Source organism: Wohlfahrtiimonas sp. XWW7, assembly GCF_056716055.1.
On sequence record NZ_CP168032.1, the window covers coordinates 855,566 to 876,288 of the forward strand.

At 38.1% G+C, this 20,723-nt stretch carries 20 protein-coding genes; 12 read left to right on the forward strand and 8 right to left on the reverse strand.

Annotated elements, in window-relative coordinates; all coding sequences use genetic code 11:
• Nucleotides 1–42 precede the first annotated feature (42 nt).
• The 6 genes from ugpA (at nt 43) to ACA100_RS04170 (ending at nt 5,303) form a co-directional block, all read left to right on the forward strand.
• On the forward strand, nt 43–921 hold the full coding sequence (gene ugpA, locus ACA100_RS04145; protein ID WP_481078733.1) for a sn-glycerol-3-phosphate ABC transporter permease UgpA: 879 nt from the start codon (nt 43–45) through the stop codon (nt 919–921).
• Complete coding sequence (ugpE, locus tag ACA100_RS04150; RefSeq protein ID WP_481078734.1) at nt 921–1,763, forward strand: sn-glycerol-3-phosphate ABC transporter permease UgpE; 843 nt, start codon at nt 921–923, stop codon at nt 1,761–1,763. Before ugpA ends, ugpE begins: the two co-directional genes overlap by 1 nt.
• Nucleotides 1,764–1,782: 19 nt before the next feature.
• Nucleotides 1,783–2,880 carry an ABC transporter ATP-binding protein gene (locus ACA100_RS04155; protein ID WP_481078735.1) on the forward strand — a complete coding sequence of 366 codons (1,098 nt, stop codon included), beginning with the start codon at nt 1,783–1,785 and terminating at the stop codon, nt 2,878–2,880.
• A 26-nt stretch (nt 2,881–2,906) separates the two neighbouring features.
• On the forward strand, nt 2,907–3,662 hold the full coding sequence (locus ACA100_RS04160) for a glycerophosphodiester phosphodiesterase family protein (protein WP_481078736.1): 756 nt from the start codon (nt 2,907–2,909) through the stop codon (nt 3,660–3,662).
• 145 nt (nt 3,663–3,807) lie between these two features.
• On the forward strand, nt 3,808–4,371 hold the full coding sequence (locus ACA100_RS04165; RefSeq protein WP_481078737.1) for a hypothetical protein: 564 nt from the start codon (nt 3,808–3,810) through the stop codon (nt 4,369–4,371).
• Nucleotides 4,372–4,604: 233 nt separating this feature from the next.
• Nucleotides 4,605–5,303, forward strand: a complete 699-nt coding sequence (locus ACA100_RS04170) for a DNA adenine methylase (protein ID WP_481078738.1) — start codon at nt 4,605–4,607, stop codon at nt 5,301–5,303.
• Here the strand turns inward: ACA100_RS04170 and ACA100_RS04175 are convergent.
• The 4 genes from ACA100_RS04175 to ACA100_RS04190 form a co-directional block, all read right to left on the reverse strand.
• The gene (locus tag ACA100_RS04175) at nt 5,290–5,961 is read right to left on the reverse strand and encodes a hypothetical protein (RefSeq protein ID WP_481078739.1); all 672 of its coding nucleotides are present in this window, start codon (nt 5,959–5,961) and stop codon (nt 5,290–5,292) included. The two genes, ACA100_RS04170 and ACA100_RS04175, sit on opposite strands and share 14 nt — an antisense overlap.
• Complete coding sequence (locus ACA100_RS04180) at nt 5,954–6,181, reverse strand: helix-turn-helix domain-containing protein (RefSeq protein WP_481078740.1); 228 nt, start codon at nt 6,179–6,181, stop codon at nt 5,954–5,956. The genes ACA100_RS04175 and ACA100_RS04180 overlap by 8 nt, the downstream gene beginning before the upstream one ends.
• Before the next feature lie 187 nt (nt 6,182–6,368).
• Nucleotides 6,369–7,475 (reverse strand): YkvI family membrane protein, encoded by a 1,107-nt coding sequence (locus tag ACA100_RS04185; protein ID WP_481078741.1) that lies wholly within the window; start codon nt 7,473–7,475, stop codon nt 6,369–6,371.
• Between the two features lie 206 nt (nt 7,476–7,681).
• The gene (locus ACA100_RS04190; protein WP_481078742.1) at nt 7,682–8,476 is read right to left on the reverse strand and encodes a helix-turn-helix domain-containing protein; all 795 of its coding nucleotides are present in this window, start codon (nt 8,474–8,476) and stop codon (nt 7,682–7,684) included.
• 141 nt (nt 8,477–8,617) lie between these two features.
• Between ACA100_RS04190 and ACA100_RS04195 the strand changes: the two genes are divergently transcribed.
• The 4 genes from ACA100_RS04195 (at nt 8,618) to ACA100_RS04210 (ending at nt 13,197) form a co-directional block, all read left to right on the forward strand.
• Nucleotides 8,618–9,520, forward strand: coding sequence for a DMT family transporter (locus ACA100_RS04195; RefSeq protein WP_481078743.1), 903 nt, complete (start codon nt 8,618–8,620; stop codon nt 9,518–9,520).
• A gap of 188 nt (nt 9,521–9,708) precedes the next feature.
• The gene (locus tag ACA100_RS04200) at nt 9,709–11,022 is read left to right on the forward strand and encodes an MFS transporter (RefSeq protein ID WP_481079101.1); all 1,314 of its coding nucleotides are present in this window, start codon (nt 9,709–9,711) and stop codon (nt 11,020–11,022) included.
• A 138-nt stretch (nt 11,023–11,160) separates the two neighbouring features.
• Nucleotides 11,161–12,117, forward strand: a complete 957-nt coding sequence (locus ACA100_RS04205; protein WP_481078744.1) for a carbamate kinase — start codon at nt 11,161–11,163, stop codon at nt 12,115–12,117.
• Nucleotides 12,118–12,276: 159 nt separating this feature from the next.
• Nucleotides 12,277–13,197 (forward strand): LysR family transcriptional regulator, encoded by a 921-nt coding sequence (locus tag ACA100_RS04210; RefSeq protein ID WP_481078745.1) that lies wholly within the window; start codon nt 12,277–12,279, stop codon nt 13,195–13,197.
• A gap of 92 nt (nt 13,198–13,289) precedes the next feature.
• Here the strand turns inward: ACA100_RS04210 and amaA are convergent, their stop codons facing one another.
• The 3 genes from amaA to amaB form a co-directional block, all read right to left on the reverse strand.
• Nucleotides 13,290–14,600, reverse strand: coding sequence for an L-pipecolate oxidase (gene amaA, locus ACA100_RS04215; RefSeq protein ID WP_481078746.1), 1,311 nt, complete (start codon nt 14,598–14,600; stop codon nt 13,290–13,292).
• 2 nt (nt 14,601–14,602) lie between these two features.
• Nucleotides 14,603–15,613 carry an Ldh family oxidoreductase gene (locus ACA100_RS04220; protein ID WP_481078747.1) on the reverse strand — a complete coding sequence of 337 codons (1,011 nt, stop codon included), beginning with the start codon at nt 15,611–15,613 and terminating at the stop codon, nt 14,603–14,605.
• 157 nt (nt 15,614–15,770) lie between these two features.
• Nucleotides 15,771–17,270, reverse strand: coding sequence for an L-piperidine-6-carboxylate dehydrogenase (amaB, locus tag ACA100_RS04225; protein ID WP_481078748.1), 1,500 nt, complete (start codon nt 17,268–17,270; stop codon nt 15,771–15,773).
• Nucleotides 17,271–17,622: 352 nt separating this feature from the next.
• On the opposite strand from amaB, the gene ACA100_RS04230 reads away from it, so the two are divergent.
• Nucleotides 17,623–18,741, forward strand: coding sequence for a YkvI family membrane protein (locus ACA100_RS04230; protein ID WP_481078749.1), 1,119 nt, complete (start codon nt 17,623–17,625; stop codon nt 18,739–18,741).
• Between the two features lie 145 nt (nt 18,742–18,886).
• Nucleotides 18,887–19,561, forward strand: coding sequence for a PIN domain-containing protein (locus tag ACA100_RS04235; protein ID WP_481078750.1), 675 nt, complete (start codon nt 18,887–18,889; stop codon nt 19,559–19,561).
• A 38-nt stretch (nt 19,562–19,599) separates the two neighbouring features.
• Here the strand turns inward: ACA100_RS04235 and ACA100_RS04240 are convergent, their stop codons facing one another.
• Complete coding sequence (locus tag ACA100_RS04240; protein WP_481078751.1) at nt 19,600–20,562, reverse strand: DUF2806 domain-containing protein; 963 nt, start codon at nt 20,560–20,562, stop codon at nt 19,600–19,602.
• Nucleotides 20,563–20,723 lie beyond the last annotated feature (161 nt).

The following is a 20,723-nucleotide window of genomic DNA, read 5'->3' on the forward strand; positions in this document are numbered from 1 at the left end:
CTTCACTTCTTTTTTATCTGTTTTTAAATCAAAGGCTGTTTTATGAAATTATACTTTAAACATTATCGAGTATTGCCGTGGCTGCTTATTCTGCCGCAGTTAGCAATCATCGCAATATTTTTCTACTGGCCAGCAGGACAAGCGCTGGTGCAAAGCTTCCAAATGGAAGATATTTTTGGTACAGCCCGCGAATGGGTTGGTTTAGAGAACTTTAAGGTTCTCTTTGCAGATAAAACTTATAAAGAATCCATTTATACCACAATGTATTTCTCATTTTGGGTGACATTATTGGGTTTGGGTTTATCACTGTTTTTAGCATTCTTTATGCAAAAAGTGGTGCGAGCATCTCTTTTTTACCGCACAGCATTAATTTTACCGTATGCTGTTTCACCAATCATTGTGGGCGTATTGTGGACATTCATGTTCGCGCCATCTTTCGGGATTGTCTCTTATTGGTTAGGGCAAATGGGGATTACATGGAATCACCAGTTGAATTCTGATCAAGCAATGTGGCTTGTGATCATTGCATCCATTTGGAAGCAAATTTCCTACAACTTCTTATTCTTCTTCGCGGGCTTGCAAGCGATTCCAAAATCATTAATGGAAGCCGCGGCAATTGATGGCGCTGGCCCTTGGCGTAGATTCTTTTCGATTCAATTTCCATTATTGTGGCCAACAACATTCTTCTTATGTGTAATTAATGTTGTGTATGTATTCTTCGATACATTTGCAATCATTGATGCCTTAACGCAAGGCGGGCCAGGAAAATCAACATCGACATTGGTCTATCGTATTTACTTCGATGGATTTAAAGCGATGGATTATGGTGGTTCTGCTGCACAATCAGTTGTATTGATGGGCTTTGTATTATTGCTGACGATCGTTCAGTTCCGTTTCATTGATCGTAAGGGGAATCAATAATGATAGAGAATCGTCCTGGGTTAAAATTTTTATCCCATTTTTGTTTAATCGTGGCTGTATTACTTGTGTGTTTTCCGATCTATTTGGCGTTTGTAGCATCCACACAAACGGCGCAAGAAGTTGTGAATGTGCCATTGTCGTTGGTGCCAGGTGATCAATTTTGGGCAAATTACTCCAAAGCATTGTCAGGCGGAGAAGGTACATCTATTTCCGCAGCGCGCATGTTGTGGGTCACAATTGTGATGACATTGATCATTGCGATTGGCAAGATTGCGATCTCATTGTTATCGGCATTTGCGATTGTGTATTTTAGATTTCCATTTCGTACATTGCTATTTTGGATCATCTTCATCACATTAATGTTGCCTGTGGAAGTTCGTATTATTCCAACATTTGATGTTGTAGCGAATTTAAAAATGTTAAATAGCTATGCAGGTTTGACGATTCCGCTCATTGCATCTGCAACCGCAACATTCTTATTTAGGCAGTTTTTTAAAACTGTGCCAGATGAATTATTGGAAGCTGCGCGCATCGATGGCGCTGGTGCATTACGATTCTTCAAAGATATTTTATTACCGTTGTCGATCCCAACAGTTGCCTCATTGTTTGTGATTCAATTCATCTACGGTTGGAACCAATATTTATGGCCGTTATTGATGGCGACAAAAGAGAATATGTTCCCGCTTGCAGTTGGTTTACGCCAAATGATGGGCAACGGCGATGTTGCAGTGGATTGGAACATCGTGATGGCAACAGTTGTATTGATGTTGATCCCACCAATGTTAGTCATCTTATTGATGCAAAAATGGTTGGTGAAAGGCTTGATTGACAGCGAGAAATAGACAAAGGAAACACAAAATTATGGCAACAGTTCAGTTAAAAAACATTACAAAACATTATGGTACAGCAAGAAGGCCTGGGCCTTTGATCCTAAAAGGGATTGATATTGATATTAAAGATGGCGAGTTCATCGTTGTGGTTGGGCCATCAGGTTGCGGTAAATCTACTTTGCTTCGTGTGATTGCGGGCTTAGAAACAAGCTCAGGCGGAGAGATTCACATCGGTGATAAAGATGTAACAAAGCTTGAGCCTGCGCAACGTGATATTGCGATGGTTTTCCAAAATTATGCATTGTATCCGCATATGTCAGTTCGTGAAAATATGGCTTATGGTGTGAAATTAGCTAAAATGCCAAAAGATGAAATTGAGCGCCGCATTCAAGATACTGCAAAAATGCTCGATATCGCACAACATTTGGATAAAAAACCGAATCAATTATCAGGCGGACAAAGACAGCGCGTTGCAATGGGGCGCGCAATCGTGCGTAAGCCAAAACTATTCTTATTCGATGAGCCTTTATCTAACTTGGATGCAAAATTAAGAACATCTACACGTTTAGAAATTCGCCGTCGTCATAATGAAATTGGTATCACATCTTTATATGTGACGCATGATCAAACAGAAGCAATGACATTGGCAGATCGTATTATTATCATGAATGGCGGTGTGGTTGAACAGTTTGCAACGCCAAGTGAAATTTTCCATTCGCCAGCATCCACATTCGTTGCGAACTTCATGGGTTCACCAGCGATGAACTTATTGGATGTTGTGGTTCGTGACGGTAAAGTTTGGCTAGGTGAAACAGAGTTGAAAGGTATACCACTGCCAGAATCTATTCATAACAGCGCACAACAAGAGTGGATTTTAGGGATTCGCCCTGAACACATTGTGATTGTGCCTGAAAGTACAGATAATAGCTGGGATGTCACTTTGTCATTGGCAGAAACATTAGGCTCAGAACAATTGTTATATACGAATTTGGGCAAAATTTCTTTGACGATTCGCACAGAGGATTCGCGTTATTCTGAGAACAAATATCACAGAGATCAAACCTTCCATATAGAGCCAAAATTGGAAGAGTTATTATGGTTCGATCCAACGACACAAAAACGTATTTAGGCAATCGTTCAGCGAAAGGAGCTAACATGTCAATTTATCCTTATCCCAACTTGATCGCGCATCGTGGTGCAGGTAAAGATGCACCTGAAAATTCATTAGCAGCCTTTAGATTGGGCGCAGCGAATGGTTATACGATGTTTGAGTGCGATGTGAAATTATCAAAAGATAAAGAATTGTTCTTGCATCATGATGATGATTTAGTGCGAACGACGAATGGGGAAGGATTAGCTAAGCATCAAAATTGGGCTGCATTGTCTAAATTAGATGCTGGCAGTTGGCATTCTGCTCATTATGCGGGTGAATCATTGGCACGGTTTGAGCAATTGGTGGATTTTGTGATCGCCAATAAATTTCAGTTGGATGTGGAAATTAAGCCAAATCCAGATGAAGCTTATGAAACAGGCGTTGCCGTTGCTAAGTTTTTAGAAGCAAAGCAGCATTTTGGTACAGGTGCTTATCCATTTTTATTATCATCATTTCAACCTGAATCGTTGAAAGGTGCAATGGATGCAGTGCCTGCCATTCCGCGCGCTTTATTGGTGGATGATTGGGAAAATGACATCGAAAAGTTTTTCCAAATTATGGATGATGTAGATTGCATTGGTATTATCACGAATTACAAAATCTTAACGGAAGAGATTGTAGAGCGTTGCCATCAATCAGGGCGCTTTGTGATGATCTATACAGCCAATGAACCTGAAGATATCAAACATCTATTTGAAATCGGCGTGGATTCTGTGATTACAGATAATATGAAGGTTTTGAAGGATTATACAAGATAGTCTTACAGGCTCAAAACAACTTCTAATCAAAAGAGCATCTATCTATTGTAGTTAGATGCTTTTTGCATCAATTAATTTTATTTTTAATTTTAAAAGATTATATAATTATTTGCGTTAATATTTTATATAAAACAATAGGATTATAATGGAAAATCAAAAAGTTTGGCGCCTTTCATGGGTTTCATATGTAAAAACTTTACTATTTTTGCCTGTAGGAACATTTTTTATTTCATTGATTTTAATGATTGTCTTTGGTATCGGTATGGAAATTTTCTCTAGCTTTGCATCTTTAGAAACAAAAGAGATGCTAGATGCTGTACCTTCTAAATTGGGGGTGACTGATTGGCAGTTACTTGGTTATATTGCCCTCACGATATGGGGAGGGGTTATATTGTTTTTTGGGAGTTTAACTTTTTTAAATAATCTTAGTATTAAGCTTTATTACGATGAAGATGGCGTTTGGCTTTACTCAGGTATTTTTCCATGGAATAAAGGGAGTAATGGTATTAAGTGGCGTGACTTAGATACTGCGCTCTATACAACAGGCTTTACAAGTTGGGCGCTACGATCATATCGAATCATACTTTCTCATCGTTTTACTAAGGATGCTGAGATTATTCTTAAAGATATAAAAAATGGTGATGTTTTTGTTAAGGAAGTGAATGAACTACATCGACAATATGCTGAACAAAATAGAATAGAAGATTAAGCGTAATTATGATGCAACAAAAAGCTTTGGTGAAATTCGCCAAAGTTTTTTACTGATGCTTATTAAGTTTTAAGCCTTGCTATATTGATAGATTTTTGATTAAGGCATTAAAAATTTATGATATGTCGAAGAGAGTGACGGATTATTGTATTGATTTGTCAAATAAACCTATTTAATACAATATGAATTTGGTAATATCTCTGCTGTGTATACTATAGTATTAATGTTGATTTATGTTTTATTACTACGGAAGAAAAAAGCAGTTAGCTCGCTACTATCCAAAACCAAATTATCAAACAATTATTGAACCATTTGCTGGATCAGCAGCATATTCGCTATTTGGTGATAACTGGAAAAAGAATATAATTTTAATTGAAAAAGATCAGCGTATATTTGACATATGGGACTGGTTAATCAATGAAGCTACGGTAGCTGAAATATCTAAAATGCCTTTATTGAAAGTGGGAGAAAAAAGTTCTGAATTTTTACATATTATTCATGCGGCTACAAAAATGGCATTTAAATATAAAACCATTAAAACAACGGCAGTTCTTGCAAGAAACTGGGAAATTAGTCTCAGAGTAATGAAAGAAAATTTATATAAAATTAAACATTGGCAAATCTATAATCGAGACTATAAGGATTTTGAAAACATAGAAGCCACTTGGTTTATTGATCCTCCATATAAGGGAGAGCCAGGATTAGGTTATGGTCACAGTAGTAAAGATATAGATTATGGTGCATTGGCAGAATGGGCTTTAACTCGTCGAGGTGAAATAATATGCTGTGAAGGAATTAATGGAGACTATTTACCTTTTGTTTCATTAACTGAGCTGAGTGGAGTAGCAGGAAAAACGAGTCTTGAAAAAATATATTATCGAAGTGAGAAAAAAAATATACTTTTTCAAGAGGTTCAGCTTAATCTTTTATAGAAAATTTTAGAATTTTTTGATATTTTTCAATGAAAATCGGATCTTCTAATAGAACTATCCAGCCTTGTCCCATTTTCATTTTGCCTGAGCTTTTCATTCCTGAAACTTTTGTATTTCTACCTGTTGTTCCACTGATTGCACCCCAATCATTTTCGATCAAATTGTCAGAGTAAAATACGCCCGTAATTAGAGGGTAATTAAACGCATTATTTCTATTATAAAAATCCCATACTATACCCATTAGTTCAGCAACATCTCTATGATGTGCTTGCCAAACAATGTGTTCTAAGACTGAGATTCTAGTACTACCAGCTCTTAAATTTTGACCTTGTGTTATATTACCAATAGTGCACTTTATTTCTAAGCCTTCTGGATAGTTTCTAAGCTCAGATTCCTTGGCAGTTAAAGCTTTTTTAGGAACAATGTCAGGATGCCCTTTTTCTATTGGATTGACAATGGAGCCTGTACATAATTTTGATAGTTCATTACAGAAAAAGCCTCCTATAATCGCACTAGTTGTTTTATAATCAATATTCATAAATATATTATGAGGTAACTGTTGTAATAAATTGTTAGTATTTATTACAGCATTTAGTACATCTTTTCCATTAACAACAAAACCTTTATTTATGAAAAACTGATCATTATATCTATACATTCATATTTTCTTCTAAAGTGGAAATAAACTGAGTAAGTGAAATTTCTAGAGCTTTAGTAATTTTGAATATGCTTAATAATGTAGGGATCTTCAATCCTCTCTCTATTTGGCTGATAAAAGTTCGATGTAAACCAGCTCGAAATGCCAATTCTTCTTGAGATATTCCTGATAGTTCTCTATAAAAAATTAATGTTTTTGCAGTAGCAAGTTTTATATTCATTGAATTAATATACCTAGATTTTCTTTGTAAATGGTATATGTAATGAATACTATTTATCTACATACTATAGTATTCATTATGGTGTTTTCATTATATTTATTGGTTACATTGGGTCTGTTTTTGGATTGTAAAAAAAGCTTTGGTGAAATTCACCAAAGCTTTTTTGTTATGTGTTGATTAAGCAGTTTTATACAGTTGGTACGCCCAATGCTTCAGCTTCATCATTTGTATTGTGTTCGGCAACTTCTTCAGTTTTCTTAATTCTGAAAGGTGCCACAACTAAGATTGCGATCAATAACAAACCTAAGTAGCCGATCAATGGATAGAAGTAAGCAACTAAGCCTGTGAAACCTACGAAGCTTGCAATGAAGCCAACTGCGCCTGTACCGATTGCGAATATGAATGAACGCTTAGTTTGCATTACAGTGAAACGAGCAACGAAAGCATAGTACATCGCAACGCCTGTGTTATAGATCATGCCGAATAATACAACAGTCATCATAATGCCTAAAACTGGAGAAATGTCTTGGATGATTTTCAATAATGGCAAGCCTACATCTTTAACATCTTTGATGTTTAAGAAGATTGCAAAGTGCGCGATCATAATTAACACGCCAATGCCTAAACCACCCAATAATCCACCCCATTTTGCAATGTTTTCATTTTTTTCGCTGCCGCCCATGACTAAGGACATGCCAGCGCCAACGGCCACGTTAAAGGATACATAGTTAATCGCTGAAATGAACCAGTTAGGTAATGAGCTTTGTACTGATGTTGCGATTGGTTCCAATTCAGTGATTGTCGCATGTGTTGTGAATAAGCTATAAGTGCAGATGATTGCTAAAGCGATGATTAAGAATGGTGTGATTGCTGCGATCAGGGCGATTACACGTTGAATCGGCAATAATACTGTTGAAACGACTAATACCGTCATGATTAAGCTGCCGATCCAATTTGGTAAGCCATATTGTTGATTCAACATGCTACCTGCGCCTGCAACCATGACAACGCCAACACCAAACAAAGTGAAGATAATGATGTAATCAACGGCAACGCCCATGAATTTACCGCTTAATTTATAGATCGCTTCATCATGTGATTGTGCTTTTAAACGGCTGCCCATTTGCATGAGCATCATACCTAAATATGCAAACAGTCCTGTGGAGACAACAACGCCAATCGTTCCCCAAGTTCCAAAGCTTGTGAAATATTGTAATATTTCATTACCAGATGCAAAGCCTGCACCCACAATTACGCCAATAAAGGCAAATGCCATTTGTATAACTTTATACACGATTCCTCTCCTTGCTGATTTTCCCATTTTTTGGGAATTGTAGTAATTTTGTAGTTACTATATAAATCATATTTCGGAAGAAAAAACAAATTTATGAGATTAAAATCTAATGAATAAAATTAGAGTTCTAATTAACTTATTGAAAATGATAAATTATTGTTTTTATAAAATACTCTGTTATGAGAAAAGTTTTAAAAATAGATAGATCATTTTTTCTCATCTAAATTGTGGATTTGTCGATAGCGATCTGGTGTTGTTCCAGATAATGCTTGAAACATTGCAATAAAGCTAGAGGCAGAGCGATATCCTACTTTAAATGCAATCTCTTCAATGGTTTCGCCTTGCTCTAATAGTGCAATGCCATGAATGAATCGCAAGCGTTGGCACCATTCATTGAAGCTCATGCCGAGTTCTTTGCGAAAATAGCGTGCCAAAGTTCGTTCTGTGGTGAATACTTTGTCTGCCCATGCTTTTAACGTTAATCGATTGGCGGGATCTTTTTCTAAAGTTTGCAAGATGGGCTGAAGTAAACGATGCTGGGAGGTTGGAAGATAAGTATGTGCCACCATTGAATTTTGTAGTTCATCGATCAAAACTAACGCTTTTCGGTAATCTTGCTCTGTTGAGAGTGCTAAAGGTGATTTTTCAAAGAAATTATCAATGATGCTAATAGCGATATTGCTCAATTGCAATAAAGAAGGTGTTTGAGAGAGTTTCGCTGCTGCTTCAGCACAGATGTTAATAGAACGGAAACGAGCAGGGAGATGATTAATGCAAGAATGCAGATAATTGGGCGGAATCCAGATGGCAAAACCTAAGGGAGCAATGAATCGTTCATGCTCAATATCTAAAGCAACAACGCCATATTTCACCAGAATGATTTGCCCCCAATCATGGCGATGTGGCTGGAATTCTGTCGCTTCATTCACGCTCTCGTGAGATAGCAGTATGATTTGATCAGGATTAAAGGTTAGATCTTGATAAGATCGCTTTTTTATCATGAATGAGTTGCCTTTATTGCAAAATGTCAGAATAACGAATTTAAATGTCCGATTATCATTATATATTTAATATAGGACAATTTATACTAGCGCACCATTGAACAAGTTCTCATATCAATGAGTTTTGTAAAGGTGGGTTGTATGAATTTTATGGCGATGTTGTATCCATTGATGGCCGTTTTGATTTGGGCTATGAATGCGGTTGTGAATAAATTGTCTGCGGGCGTGATAGAGCCTGAAGCTATTTCGTTTTATCGTTGGTTGTTGGCTTTTATTATTTTGACGCCGTTTTGTCTGCGTCAATCCATTAAAAATTGGGCAGAGATTCGTCCTTTGTTACCTAAATTCGCATTTTTAGGTTTTCTTGGAATGGCGCTATATCAGTGTTTGGCGTATTACGCTGCTTATACAATTTCCGCGACAATGATCGGGATTTTTCTATCTTTAACGCCATTATTGACGATTTTATTAAGTTTTATCATTTTACGTTCACCATTAACGGTCGGATTGGTTGTGGGCAGTATTTTGTCTTTTTCTGGGATCACTTGGCTCATCAGCGCGGGTAATCCTTTAGTGATTCTAGAAAGCGGCATTGGCAAAGGTGAATTAATGATGATCATTGCAGCTTCTGCTTATGCACTTTATGGCGTGTTAACCATGAAGTGGAAAATTCAAGTTTCTATTTGGCAATCGTTGTACTGGCAAGCCATCTTTGGTGTGATCATTTTAATTCCATTGTTTATGATCACTAAAGATGCAACGATTACCAGCAATAATGTGGGGCTGATTCTTTTTGCCGGGATACCAGCCTCCATTATTGCACCCTTTTTGTGGTTGCAAGGCGTGGCGCGTTTAGGTGCAAGTAAAACATCTCTGTTTATGAACTTATCGCCACTATTTACAGCCATTATTTCGATTCTGTTTTTAAACGAATCGTTAGAAACCTATCACATTGTTGGGGGAATTGTTTCGCTAACAGGCGTGATCATCGCACAACGTGTGAATACCAAGATACAGTTCAAACATAAAATGAAAGCTCGATGAAATAACGGTTAAGTTTTTAAAAGTTATAGAAGTGCCAATAAAGTCATCTCTGTTAATTCATTGATGGCTTTATATTTTTGTTAATTTAAAAATATATTTCCCATTAGGGATTGAGTTTTTGAAAGATATGTCGCTATGATGAGGGTTCGATCAAAAAAAGTTTAGGAAAATATTATATGTCGACAACCATGAGTCAAGAAGCATCTGGGGCGCCTTCGGCTCGCCCTTTGAATAAAGAAGATTATAAAACCTTAGGTTTATCATCATTAGGCGGAACACTAGAATTTTACGATTTCGTCATTTACGCACTGTACATTGAAACTGTGGTGAAAAAGCTGTTTTTACCAGCAGATCTATTGGGTACAGTTTGGGGCGATGTTTATGCTTGGGGCGGTTTTGCCGCGGGTTATATTGCACGTCCAATTGGCGGCATTATTATGGCGCACTTTGGTGATATTCTTGGGCGCAAAAAAATGTTTACATTGAGCGTTGCGATGATGGCGCTGCCAACATTTGTGATTGGTGTGATGCCAACTTACGAAAGCATTGGTTTATTAGCACCAGTATTATTGATTGTCATGCGTATGTTCCAAGGTGCAGCAATTGGTGGCGAAATGCCAGGTGCTTGGGTGTTTATTGCAGAACATACACCAAAAAATCGTTATGGTTTGGGTATTGGCGTATTAACAAGTGGTATCACAGGCGGTATTTTATTAGGTTTCCTAGTCTCTATCTTGATCGATCTGACTTTTACTAAAGAAGAAATTTTGAGCTACGCTTGGAGAATTCCATTCATTGCAGGTGGTTTATTTGGTGTCATCTCTGTTTATTTACGTCGTTATTTGTCGGAAACGCCAATTTTCCAGGAGATGGCAGAACGTAAAGAGTTATCGAAAGAAATCCCTGTTGTAACAGTCATGAAAAAACACAAATGGGCTTGTACGATTGTGACATTGATGACATGGTCATTGTCCACAACTGTTATGGTGGGCATTTTGATCACACCTGTGAAAATTTTGGGTGGCATGTATAAATTATCTGAGTTAGATTTCCGTATAGCGGGTTGCATCATGGCGTTGATGTTGACGCTAGGTTGTATCTTGTTTGGTTGGTTAGAAGATGTGATTAAAACACGCTTAACCGCATTGATTGCTTGGGGCGGTTTGGCCGTTACATCATTCTTGTTCTATGGCATGTTAATGCAAAACCCAGAGCTTAATACAATCTATGTTATGGCTGGTGTGATGGGTTTATTTACAGGTGCAATTGCGATTACGCCAATCATTGGTACACGCGCATTCCCAGCTAAAATCCGTTACTCAGGTTTATCATTCTCTTATAACTTGGCATATGCTGCATTCAGTGCAATTACGCCAGCATTGACCATTTGGTTATTGGAGAAAACGCCATTGGGTGCGGCTTGGTACATTGGTGGCGTTGCAATTTTAGCCGTTATTGTTGCTTGGATTCCACTCTCATACAAAGGATGTCAAGAGTCATAATCAAGTTTTGTTAGGATGGCAAATAATTGTTTTTATTAATTTATAAGGATTAACTTAATTATTTTAATAGCCACATTATTTGCTATTTCTCATTTAAACTGACGTTATTGACATACTTAAACTGAGAGGAAAAGTATCATGAGTGATCAAAAGAAAGTGCCTGTAATGGTATTGGCAATTGGTGGCAATGCGTTGATTGAAGACAATAATCACATTGATATGCAATCTCAACGAGCAGTTGCAGAGAAACTAGCGGTTGATGTTGTGAATTTAATTGAAACTGGTTGGCGTGTTGTATTAACTCATGGTAATGGTCCGCATGTTGGGATTCACTTAATTCAAGATGCAGCCGCAACAGATTTGCCACAATATCCTATGGATCATCATGTTTCTAGCACACAAGGTGAAATTGGCTATTTACTACAATCAGCCATTGGTAATGAGTTTAAGCGTCGTGGCATTAATAAGCCTGTTGTTTCTGTGATCACTCAAGTGGAAGTGGATCCGAAAGATCCTGCATTTGCAACGCCAGATAAGCCAGTGGGCGTATTTATGGATGAAGCAACAGCAAAAGATCGTGCAGATAACGAAGGTTGGATTGTTGTAGAAGATTCAGGTCGTGGTTGGCGTCGCGTTGTGGCTTCACCATCGCCAAAGTCTATCGTTGAATTGGATGTGATTAAAAGTTTAGTGGCAGCGGATGCTTTAGTCATCGCTTGTGGTGGTGGTGGCATTCCTGTGCAGCGTAATGCAGATAATACTGTGAGCGGCATTGAATCAGTGATTGATAAGGATCGAGTCTCTTCTTTATTGGCGGCAGATTTACAAGCAGACGTTTATTTAATTCCAACAGGCGTTGAACAAATTGCTGTGAACTTTGGTAAGCCGAATCAAGAATGGCTATCTGAATTATCAGTAGCTGATGCTGAAAAATACAAAGCTGAAGGGCAATTCCCAGCAGGCAGTATGTTGCCAAAGGTTGAATCATTGTTGGATTATATCGAAGCTTGCCCGAATGGTGTTGGTATTGTGACAAAGCTTGAATCGATGGCAGATGCATTGAAAGGTACAAAAGGCACGAGAATTCACCAGTAAAGTCAATACAAAATATGTGTGATAAAAAGGCGGTTAACCGCCTTTTTTTATGGGTGTGCGTATGATATACATGTTGCATGCAAAAGCATTTATTTGTTAGATTTATTTAACAAAAATAGATAAAAATATCCAGTCAATGGGTGAAGAGGAATGGAGAAAATGAGTCGTTTATATTTACCAACAACGCATACAATGCGGTGTTTTCAAGTATCCGCTAAGCACTTAAGTTTTACTTTGGCTGCTGCGGAATTGAATCTGACACAGAGCGCCATCAGTAAGCAAGTCGCTTTATTAGAAAGTAGCCTACAAGTGCAGTTATTTGTACGCAACCGACAGAAACTAGAATTATCACCAGCTGGCAGCACGTACCTTGGTCATGTGAATACAATTTTGCGCAAGATCGAAGAGACATCAAAAGAGATGTTATCTTACGGTGTGTTTGAAGATGTGATTCGTATTGCATCGCACCCTTCATTATGTTCAGCGTGGCTTGTGAAAGCATTGAAGGGTTTTACGGCGCATTATGGTGATGTGCAGCTCTCTTTCTATGAACAAATGTTACCTTATGATCCCGTTGAAGTGGATGTAGATGTGGCATTTGTTTATGGTTATGGCGGTTGGCATGGAATGGAAGCCGTAGAGCTTTTCAATGAGGAGATGATTCCTGTATGTCATCCTGAAATTTTAGCTAAGAATGCTGGTAATCCTGAGATTGATATCTATTTCAATACGAGATTGATTGAATGTCGTTCTCGTTTAAATACTTGGGATCAGTTTTTTGAGCGTTTCCATCAAATTTATCCTGATGGTTATCGTTCTTTATTATTTGAGCGTTGGTCATCATGTATTAGCGCAGCAAAAACGGGCTGTGGTTTGGCATTGGTGCCAAAAATTCTTGTGGAAGCAGATTTGCAAAATGGCTGTTTAGTGCCAGCATCTTCTCATCGTTTAACAGGCGTTGGCTCATATTATATGGCGTATTTAAAAAGCCATTCATTGGAGCCGAAAGTTAAGATCATTCGTGAATGGATTTTGAATTATCTAGGTAAAGATCTGAAGTATTTACCTGAAGAATCATAATGTTTATCTTTTAATATGATCTATTCTAATTTTTTATGATCTTCTCACCACGAGCGAGAAGATCGATATTCAGCAAGTGCTTATAAGCTGATTTAACGAATCACTTTTAAGCATTGGCCTAAATGGTACATTGTAAATCCCGATTCCATGAAGAGGGATTTCATTTGTGAATAGTTGCATTTTGATTGATCGACAGAAGAGAAGAATGGCAATGGAATTGGCGCCACTTCTTGATCAGTTAAATGGTCAGCAAATAATTTCCCAATCAATGTGCCTGTTGTAATACCGCGACCATTGTAACCAATTGCAGCAATTAATCCTGGTGCGGGTTCAAAGATTTTTGGCGTATGATTATCCGTGAAACCAATGCGGCCACACCAACTGTATTCCCAATTCATTTGGGTGCCCAATTGTGGAAAGTAATGCTGTTGAATGCGATCTGCCCAGGCTTTTAAATACCAAACAGGCTTGTTGATACCTTTACCCATACTGCCTAAAATCAATCGTCCATCTTTATCTAAACGAATACTACTCAATACTAAGCGTGTATCCCATGAGCCTTGTTTATAAGGTAAAACAGTGGTGCCAGCTTCGCCCATTGGTTCCGAAGCAACTTGATAATAGTAACCGCTGTAAACCGCTTGACGATATTCTGATAATTCTCCTTCTGCATATGCATTGGTCGCGATGATCACTTTCTCAGCGCGTACAGTATGATCCAAGGCTGTCGCAACCCATTCACCAGGTTTTTCACAATTCACAGAATCAACAGGTGAATGTTCAAAGATCTTTACGCCCAATTTAGCTGCAGTTTTCGCTAAGCCTGTTGCATAAGCAAAAGGATTCACAGTGCCAGCACGATGATCTAATAATGCTGCAGGAATTTTTTTACTGCCTGAATATTCCTCCATGCGAGTGCCTGTTAATAATTCAACAGGAGCGCCACGGCGAGTCAATTGCTCATAACGATCTTGTAGTTCAGGCACGCCTTTTTCGCTGTGTGCCATATGCAATGTTCCGACTTCTTGCTGTTGTGCATCGATGCCATATTTATTGATGATGGAAAATACCAGTTTTGGTGCATCGCCCAATGCAGTGACTAAGTTTTCACCCATCTCTTTACCTAAAATATCCACCATGAAATCAGGCTTGTTCCAAGTGCCTGCATTCACCAAGCCAACGTTACGACCACTGCCGCCATAAGCTACATGTTGAGCTTCTAAAATGATGACGGATTTGCCTTGTTCCGCCAAGTGAATCGCTGCGGATAATCCTGTAAAACCAGCACCAATGATGCAAACATCTGCTGTTTCATTATTTTGTAGCACAGGAAAAGAGACTTTATCCTCAACTAGTGTATGCCATAAGTTTTCATATTTAAATGTGTTGTGAGCGGTTGCCATAGTTAATTCCTAATCAATGTTTGAAGATTTTCAATCAAAGCATCATCAATGGTGAGAACGCCAGCCTGCTGATTATGTGCTCGTGCATCAAATCTACGTTCTGACGGTAGACGAACACCTGCATGTTTAAATTGATTGAGATAATCTTCCGCGCGTTGTTGTGCGCTGTCTAAATCTGTATCGAGAATCATTTCTGGATCAATTGCAATGATTAACTCACCGCCATAAGGTAATGCCGCACCATCTTTAGCCGCATTTTGTGATTCTTGGCTTGTCAGATCATTGATTAAAGGTCCTGCCATTAATTCGATCATGGTGGAGATTGCAGTACCTTTATGACCACCGAATGCGAGCATTGCGCCTTGCAATGCTGCTTGTGGATCATTGGTGGGTTTGCCATTGGCATCGATCGCTACATGATCTGGTAAAGGTGTATTATTGCGCGCGTGCAATTGAATTTCACCGCGTGCTGTTGCACTGGTTGCAAAATCAAATAAGTATGGTCGCTCAGCATTTTGTCGTGGCCAAGCAAATGCAAAAGGATTTGTGCCTAATAAAGGTACTGATCCACCATGTGGTGCAACCCAAGCATGGCTTGTCGTCATGGCTAAGCCGACAAGATTATGTTTTGTGAGGGCTTCCAATTCCACCCACAGGGCAGAGAAGTGAATGCAACGATTGATGGCAAGTAGTGCAATGCCGAAATCTTTAGCGCGTTCAATCAACAATGGAATCCCAATCTGATGACCGTATTGTGCGGCCGCCATTTGGCAGTCAATGCGAATGATGGCGCCTTTATTTTTGGTGATATTAGGAATCGCAGTGGGATTGAGCATCCCTTTATCGAGATTTTTGATCAGTTCAAGCAAGCGCCAAACGCCATGTGAATGACATTCTGATATTTGTGCTGTGATGAGATTTTGAGTAATAGCATTGCGTTGTGGTTGTGAAAAGCCTCTACTATCTAAAATTTTTTCGACCAGCGTCTGTAGTTGATTAATAGAGATTTGCATTCTCTCCTCCTAGAGGATGATGTCATCATCCTATTGTTTCCTCGGTAGTTCATAATCTTTTTGGCTATTTTGATAGCTCTTTAATATTGAGTTCAACAGGAAAGAGAGATGTTTTTAGGGGATAAACTCTCTTTCCTGTTGTGGTTGAAGATTTACATTAATCGAATTTAACGCCTTGTGCCAGCGGTAATTCACGTGAATAGTTGATAGTATTAGTTTGGCGGCGCATATAGCCTTTCCAAGAATCTGAGCCCGATTCACGGCCGCCGCCCGTTTCTTTTTCACCGCCAAATGCACCACCAATTTCAGCGCCACTTGTGCCGATGTTCACGTTTGCAATACCGCAATCACTGCCCGCCGCAGATTGGAAGAATTCAGCTTCTCTCACATCATTTGTGAAGATACACGATGATAATCCTTGTGGCACATCATTGTTCATTGCCATTGCATCTGCAAAGTTTTCATATTCCATGACATAAAGGATTGGTGCGAATGTTTCTGTTTCCACCACTTCATTTTGTTCTTTCATTTCAACGATTGCAGGTTTTACATAGTATGCATTGGGCATTTCATCTGCTAATACACGCTCGCCACCATGAACAACGCCACCAGAAGCTTTTGCTCTTGCCAATGCTGATTGCATTGCATCAAATGAATCTTTGTCGATTAATGGGCCTACTAAATTGTTAGTATCTCTTGGGGAGCCTACAGGAACAGTGTTGTAAGATGCTTTTAAGCGTTCTAATACTTGTGCTTTGACTGATTTATGAATGATCAAGCGACGAAGTGTTGTACAACGTTGACCTGCTGTACCAACAGCGCTGAATAGGATCGCGCGAACTGCCAATTCTAGGTCCGCTGATTCTGTTAGGATCATTGCATTGTTACCGCCCAATTCAAGGATAGAGCGACCAAAACGTGCTGCAACTTTAGGGCCAATTTCACGCCCCATTCTTGTACTGCCTGTTGCACTGACTAATGGAACTTTATGATTTTCAACAATTGCATTACCACAGTCACGCGCGCCCATGACTAATTGAGACAAATTTTTCGGTGCTGAGCCAAAACGAGCAGCCGCCTTTTCAAACACTGCTTGGCAAGCTAATGCTGTTAAAGGTGTTTTTTCTGATGGTTTCCAAACCACAGAGTTGCCACAGATCAATGCTAATGCTGTATTCCATGACCAAACAGCCATCGGGAAGTTAAATGCTGTGATGACGCCAACAACACCTAAAGGATGCCATGTTTCACGCATGTGATGGCCAGGGCGCTCTGATGCGATTGTCAAACCATATAATTGGCGAGATAAACCGACTGCAAAGTCACAGATGTCGATCATCTCTTGAACTTCACCCAATGCTTCCGATTGGATTTTACCTGCTTCTAAAGTAATCACAGCAGCGAGATCTTCCTTGTGTTCACGCAAGACTTCACCTAACACACGGACTAATTCTCCGCGAATTGGCGCTGGCATTGTGCGCCATTCCAAAAAGGCATCATGTGCATCATCGACGATTTTGTTTGTTGCTGCTTCATCAATGAATTGAAGTTTTGCGATAACAGAGCCATCTAATGGACTGTGAACTTCATGTGTGCCACCGTTTAATACGGCATCTGAAATGCCTAACTTGTTTAATACTTTTGTTGAAATTTCCATTTTCAAATTTTCCTTTGTTGCGTAGAAGATGGCTTGATCCTACATTGTGGCTACTTATTTCCGCAAACGAACTAAATGCACAGAGTTATTCCTTTGAGGAATAATGAGAGTGTTTTAAATGTATATATTTGATTTTATTGTGCTAGGAAAATAATTCATAAACTTCTGAATTCATATCTTTTGACACTTTTGGTGAAGAAAAGTGATGATCGAACAACCTGATGTAGGTCAAAAGATTTATAAAATTCATCTAAAACAAATAATTAGAGTTGATTTTTTATATTTAGCAATTCTGATTAATGACGTGAACTCAAAAAATATCAGCAGTCAATCACTGTTGAGGAGGATAGGAATGAAGAAGCTTTTAGAGATATTAATTGTCGGCTTTGCGTATGCAAGTGTCGTTGTTGGTGCAGGTAATGCATCTGGAATGGAACCATTTTTTTATTACACATCTTTCGGGATAGATGGTACAGCAGGCGTTCTGTTAGCAACGATGTTATATGGTATTGTCGGTTATTTTGTGACAGGTTTAGGGCAACGATTACAGTCCAAAAATTATAAAGAAGCAGCATATTTAGTCGGTGGCAAAGTTGTGGGGCGCTTTGTAGATATTCTAATCATTATCATGATGTTGGGCACAGGTATTATCATGCTATCTGGTAGTGGTGCATTATTTCATCAACAATATGGTATGCCACTTTGGCAAGGTTCATTGATCATGACTTTGCTTGTGATTGGTACATTAATGTTGCGTTTGCGTAAAATTATTTTAGTGATTGGTATGATTACGCCTGTATTAATTGGCTTGTTATCCATCGTGATTTATCAAGGGCTATCCAATCAAACAGAATCATTTGCAGAGTTAAATAGTTATGTTGTCGCAGTTGGCGATACATTACCTGATACATTGCCCAATTGGTGGATGGCAGCATTGAATCACGTCACGATGATGACAGTTGCGGGTGTTGGTATGTCATTGGTCATCGGCGGTGAAGAGAAAGATCCAAAAGTGGCACGATTAGGCGGTGCTTTAGGCGGATTAATCATCGGAGGCGTTTTAACAATGGGGCATTTTGCATTGTTTGCACAAATCAAAACAATCGCACCAACCGTTGAAACATTGGCACAAATGCCATCATTACAGATCATGAATACATATGCACCAAACTTAAGTCCAATCCTAACTTTAGTCGCATTGGCAATGATTTACAGTACAGCTGTGAGCATGTTCTATGTATTCATCTCTCGTTACATTCCAATGGAAACATCTAAATCCCGCGTTGTTGTATTGGTGACATTGATTTTAGGTTATGGCATTAGTTTTGTTGGCTTTATCCAATTGATGGGTTATTTCTATCCTATTGCGGGTTATGTTGGCATTGTATTGATTGCTATGATCTTTTATGGTCCTTTCAAGATCAAAAAATTGGAGGATCAAGGCTCCCTTGCCAAAGTTGTGTATGGCTAACACATAACAATAAAGATCTTTGGCTGTTCCTTTTAAGCGGTGAAAACCGCTTTTTTTTGTGCAAAATAAAATTGTGATTGTCAAAAATCTGTCAAAAAAGCCTGATACGATCAAATGAGTTTCATTTCAAAGGAGTGACAACTATATGAAAGAGAAAACTATTAGTTTACCTGATATACCTCAACGCTCAATTTTGTTCATAGACATTGAAAACTGCCCCTCAAAGATCACGGAACTCATTTTAGAATTTAAAGAATATCATAAGGTTGTGATCTGCTACGCCAATACAGGCGTTAAAATTCCGCTAGATTGGCTCACTGTTTTAAGTGAATTTGTTATCCAAGGGCGATTGGAACTCGTTAAAATGAGTGATATTGCTAATAACTCCGCAGATTTTGGCATCACTTTCATGCTTGGCTGTTACTTTGAGCAATATGATCGTTTTGAAATTTATTCCAATGATAAAGATTTCGATGCGATTATTAACTTGGTGAATCGGGCACCTGATAAGAAAGCAAAGCGCGTAGGTACAACGCGCAGCGATAAAGAACTACAGTTTGATTCATTGCTCATTAAAATGTGTAAAATGCTCCATAAAATCGAGGATTGTTCACGTCCTGTGAAATTGGAAGGCTTACGAAATTCGATTCGTGCTCAGCTTAAAGCCCGTGATATGACGGATAGAGCGCGCGAACATTTAGTAACGCATGTGATCAGTCGAATGGAGTTTTTGGATGTTGTACACATCAAAAATCAAGGCAATATCGTGAAATATAATGCGAATCGTATGCAGGAATTTTTAGTGAAGATGGCTGCATAAAATCAATTCAAAGCCCTCAATGAGGGCTTTTGATCTTGTTATTTAGGGGTGTCTCTGTGAACTACTTTTATGTTGTTATATAAATTTTGACCATTCTCAGAAATGGCATAACGGTGGCTAACTTCTATATTTTTTACTTGTTTAAATTCATCTAAATTTATGAGAAATTCAGCTAGCTGAACACTATTTTGAGATATATCGATGTTACTTTCTGAAATTTCTGCTAATTTTTTGCCAATGCTTGTGATCTCAAATGTTGGTAATGAAATAGTATTTTCATAATCAGATACACAATACAGTATGTGGTTTTGTTCAGAGCCAAGACATATAAAGCTATTTTCCTTATTGTATACGTTCATTTGTGGAAGAGAGTTAGTGAGCTGAATCCCCATAGGTGCTTTAATTAAATTTAGAGATAAAAAATCATCGATAATATATTGAGGAATATCTGGGAAATTTTGGTGAGTATTGCTTTGGCTATACACAATGTATTTTATAAAGATATTATATTTTAATAAGTTAATAAAATACTTTAAATGCTCTGTTGACATCAATGATAATGCATTTAATGCCATATAGTTAATTGTATTAGGTGTTGAAATTTCTTTGGCTAAAATATTACCCCAAAGATTCTGTAATTCTTCTTCAGATGCTTCTTTAGCATAATTAGCCCACTTATTAAAGAAAGTTTGAGATACTGGTTCATCAGAAATTTGATCATCTGATAATTCATTTAGATACTCAATAGAATTTTGGAGGCTATTAGCTAAATTACTTTCTTGTTCGGTTTTGATTGCACTAAAGATGTTATTTTCAAATTTAGCTATTCCTGATTTTATCAAATTAGCATCATATTCATTTTGAGCATTGGTTAAGAGCTTAGATCTTTCGAGTTTGCTGAGTTGTTTGTTAAATATCAAATTGAATATTTTACTTGTTCCTTTTGATAACCACTCATCTCCTAAAGGCTTGCCTAATAAGTTTAAATTAATATCGACCATTTATTCTGCTCCTGTAAAAATATTTTTAAATAGTAGCCAATTTTTGTCCAAGTGATTTGATGAATGATATCTGTATCACAAGTTTCATCTAAAAAATCCCTCGTTAAACAGATAGCATCATAGAGATTTTGTTGATCTTGAATTCAATCAAAAACAAAATG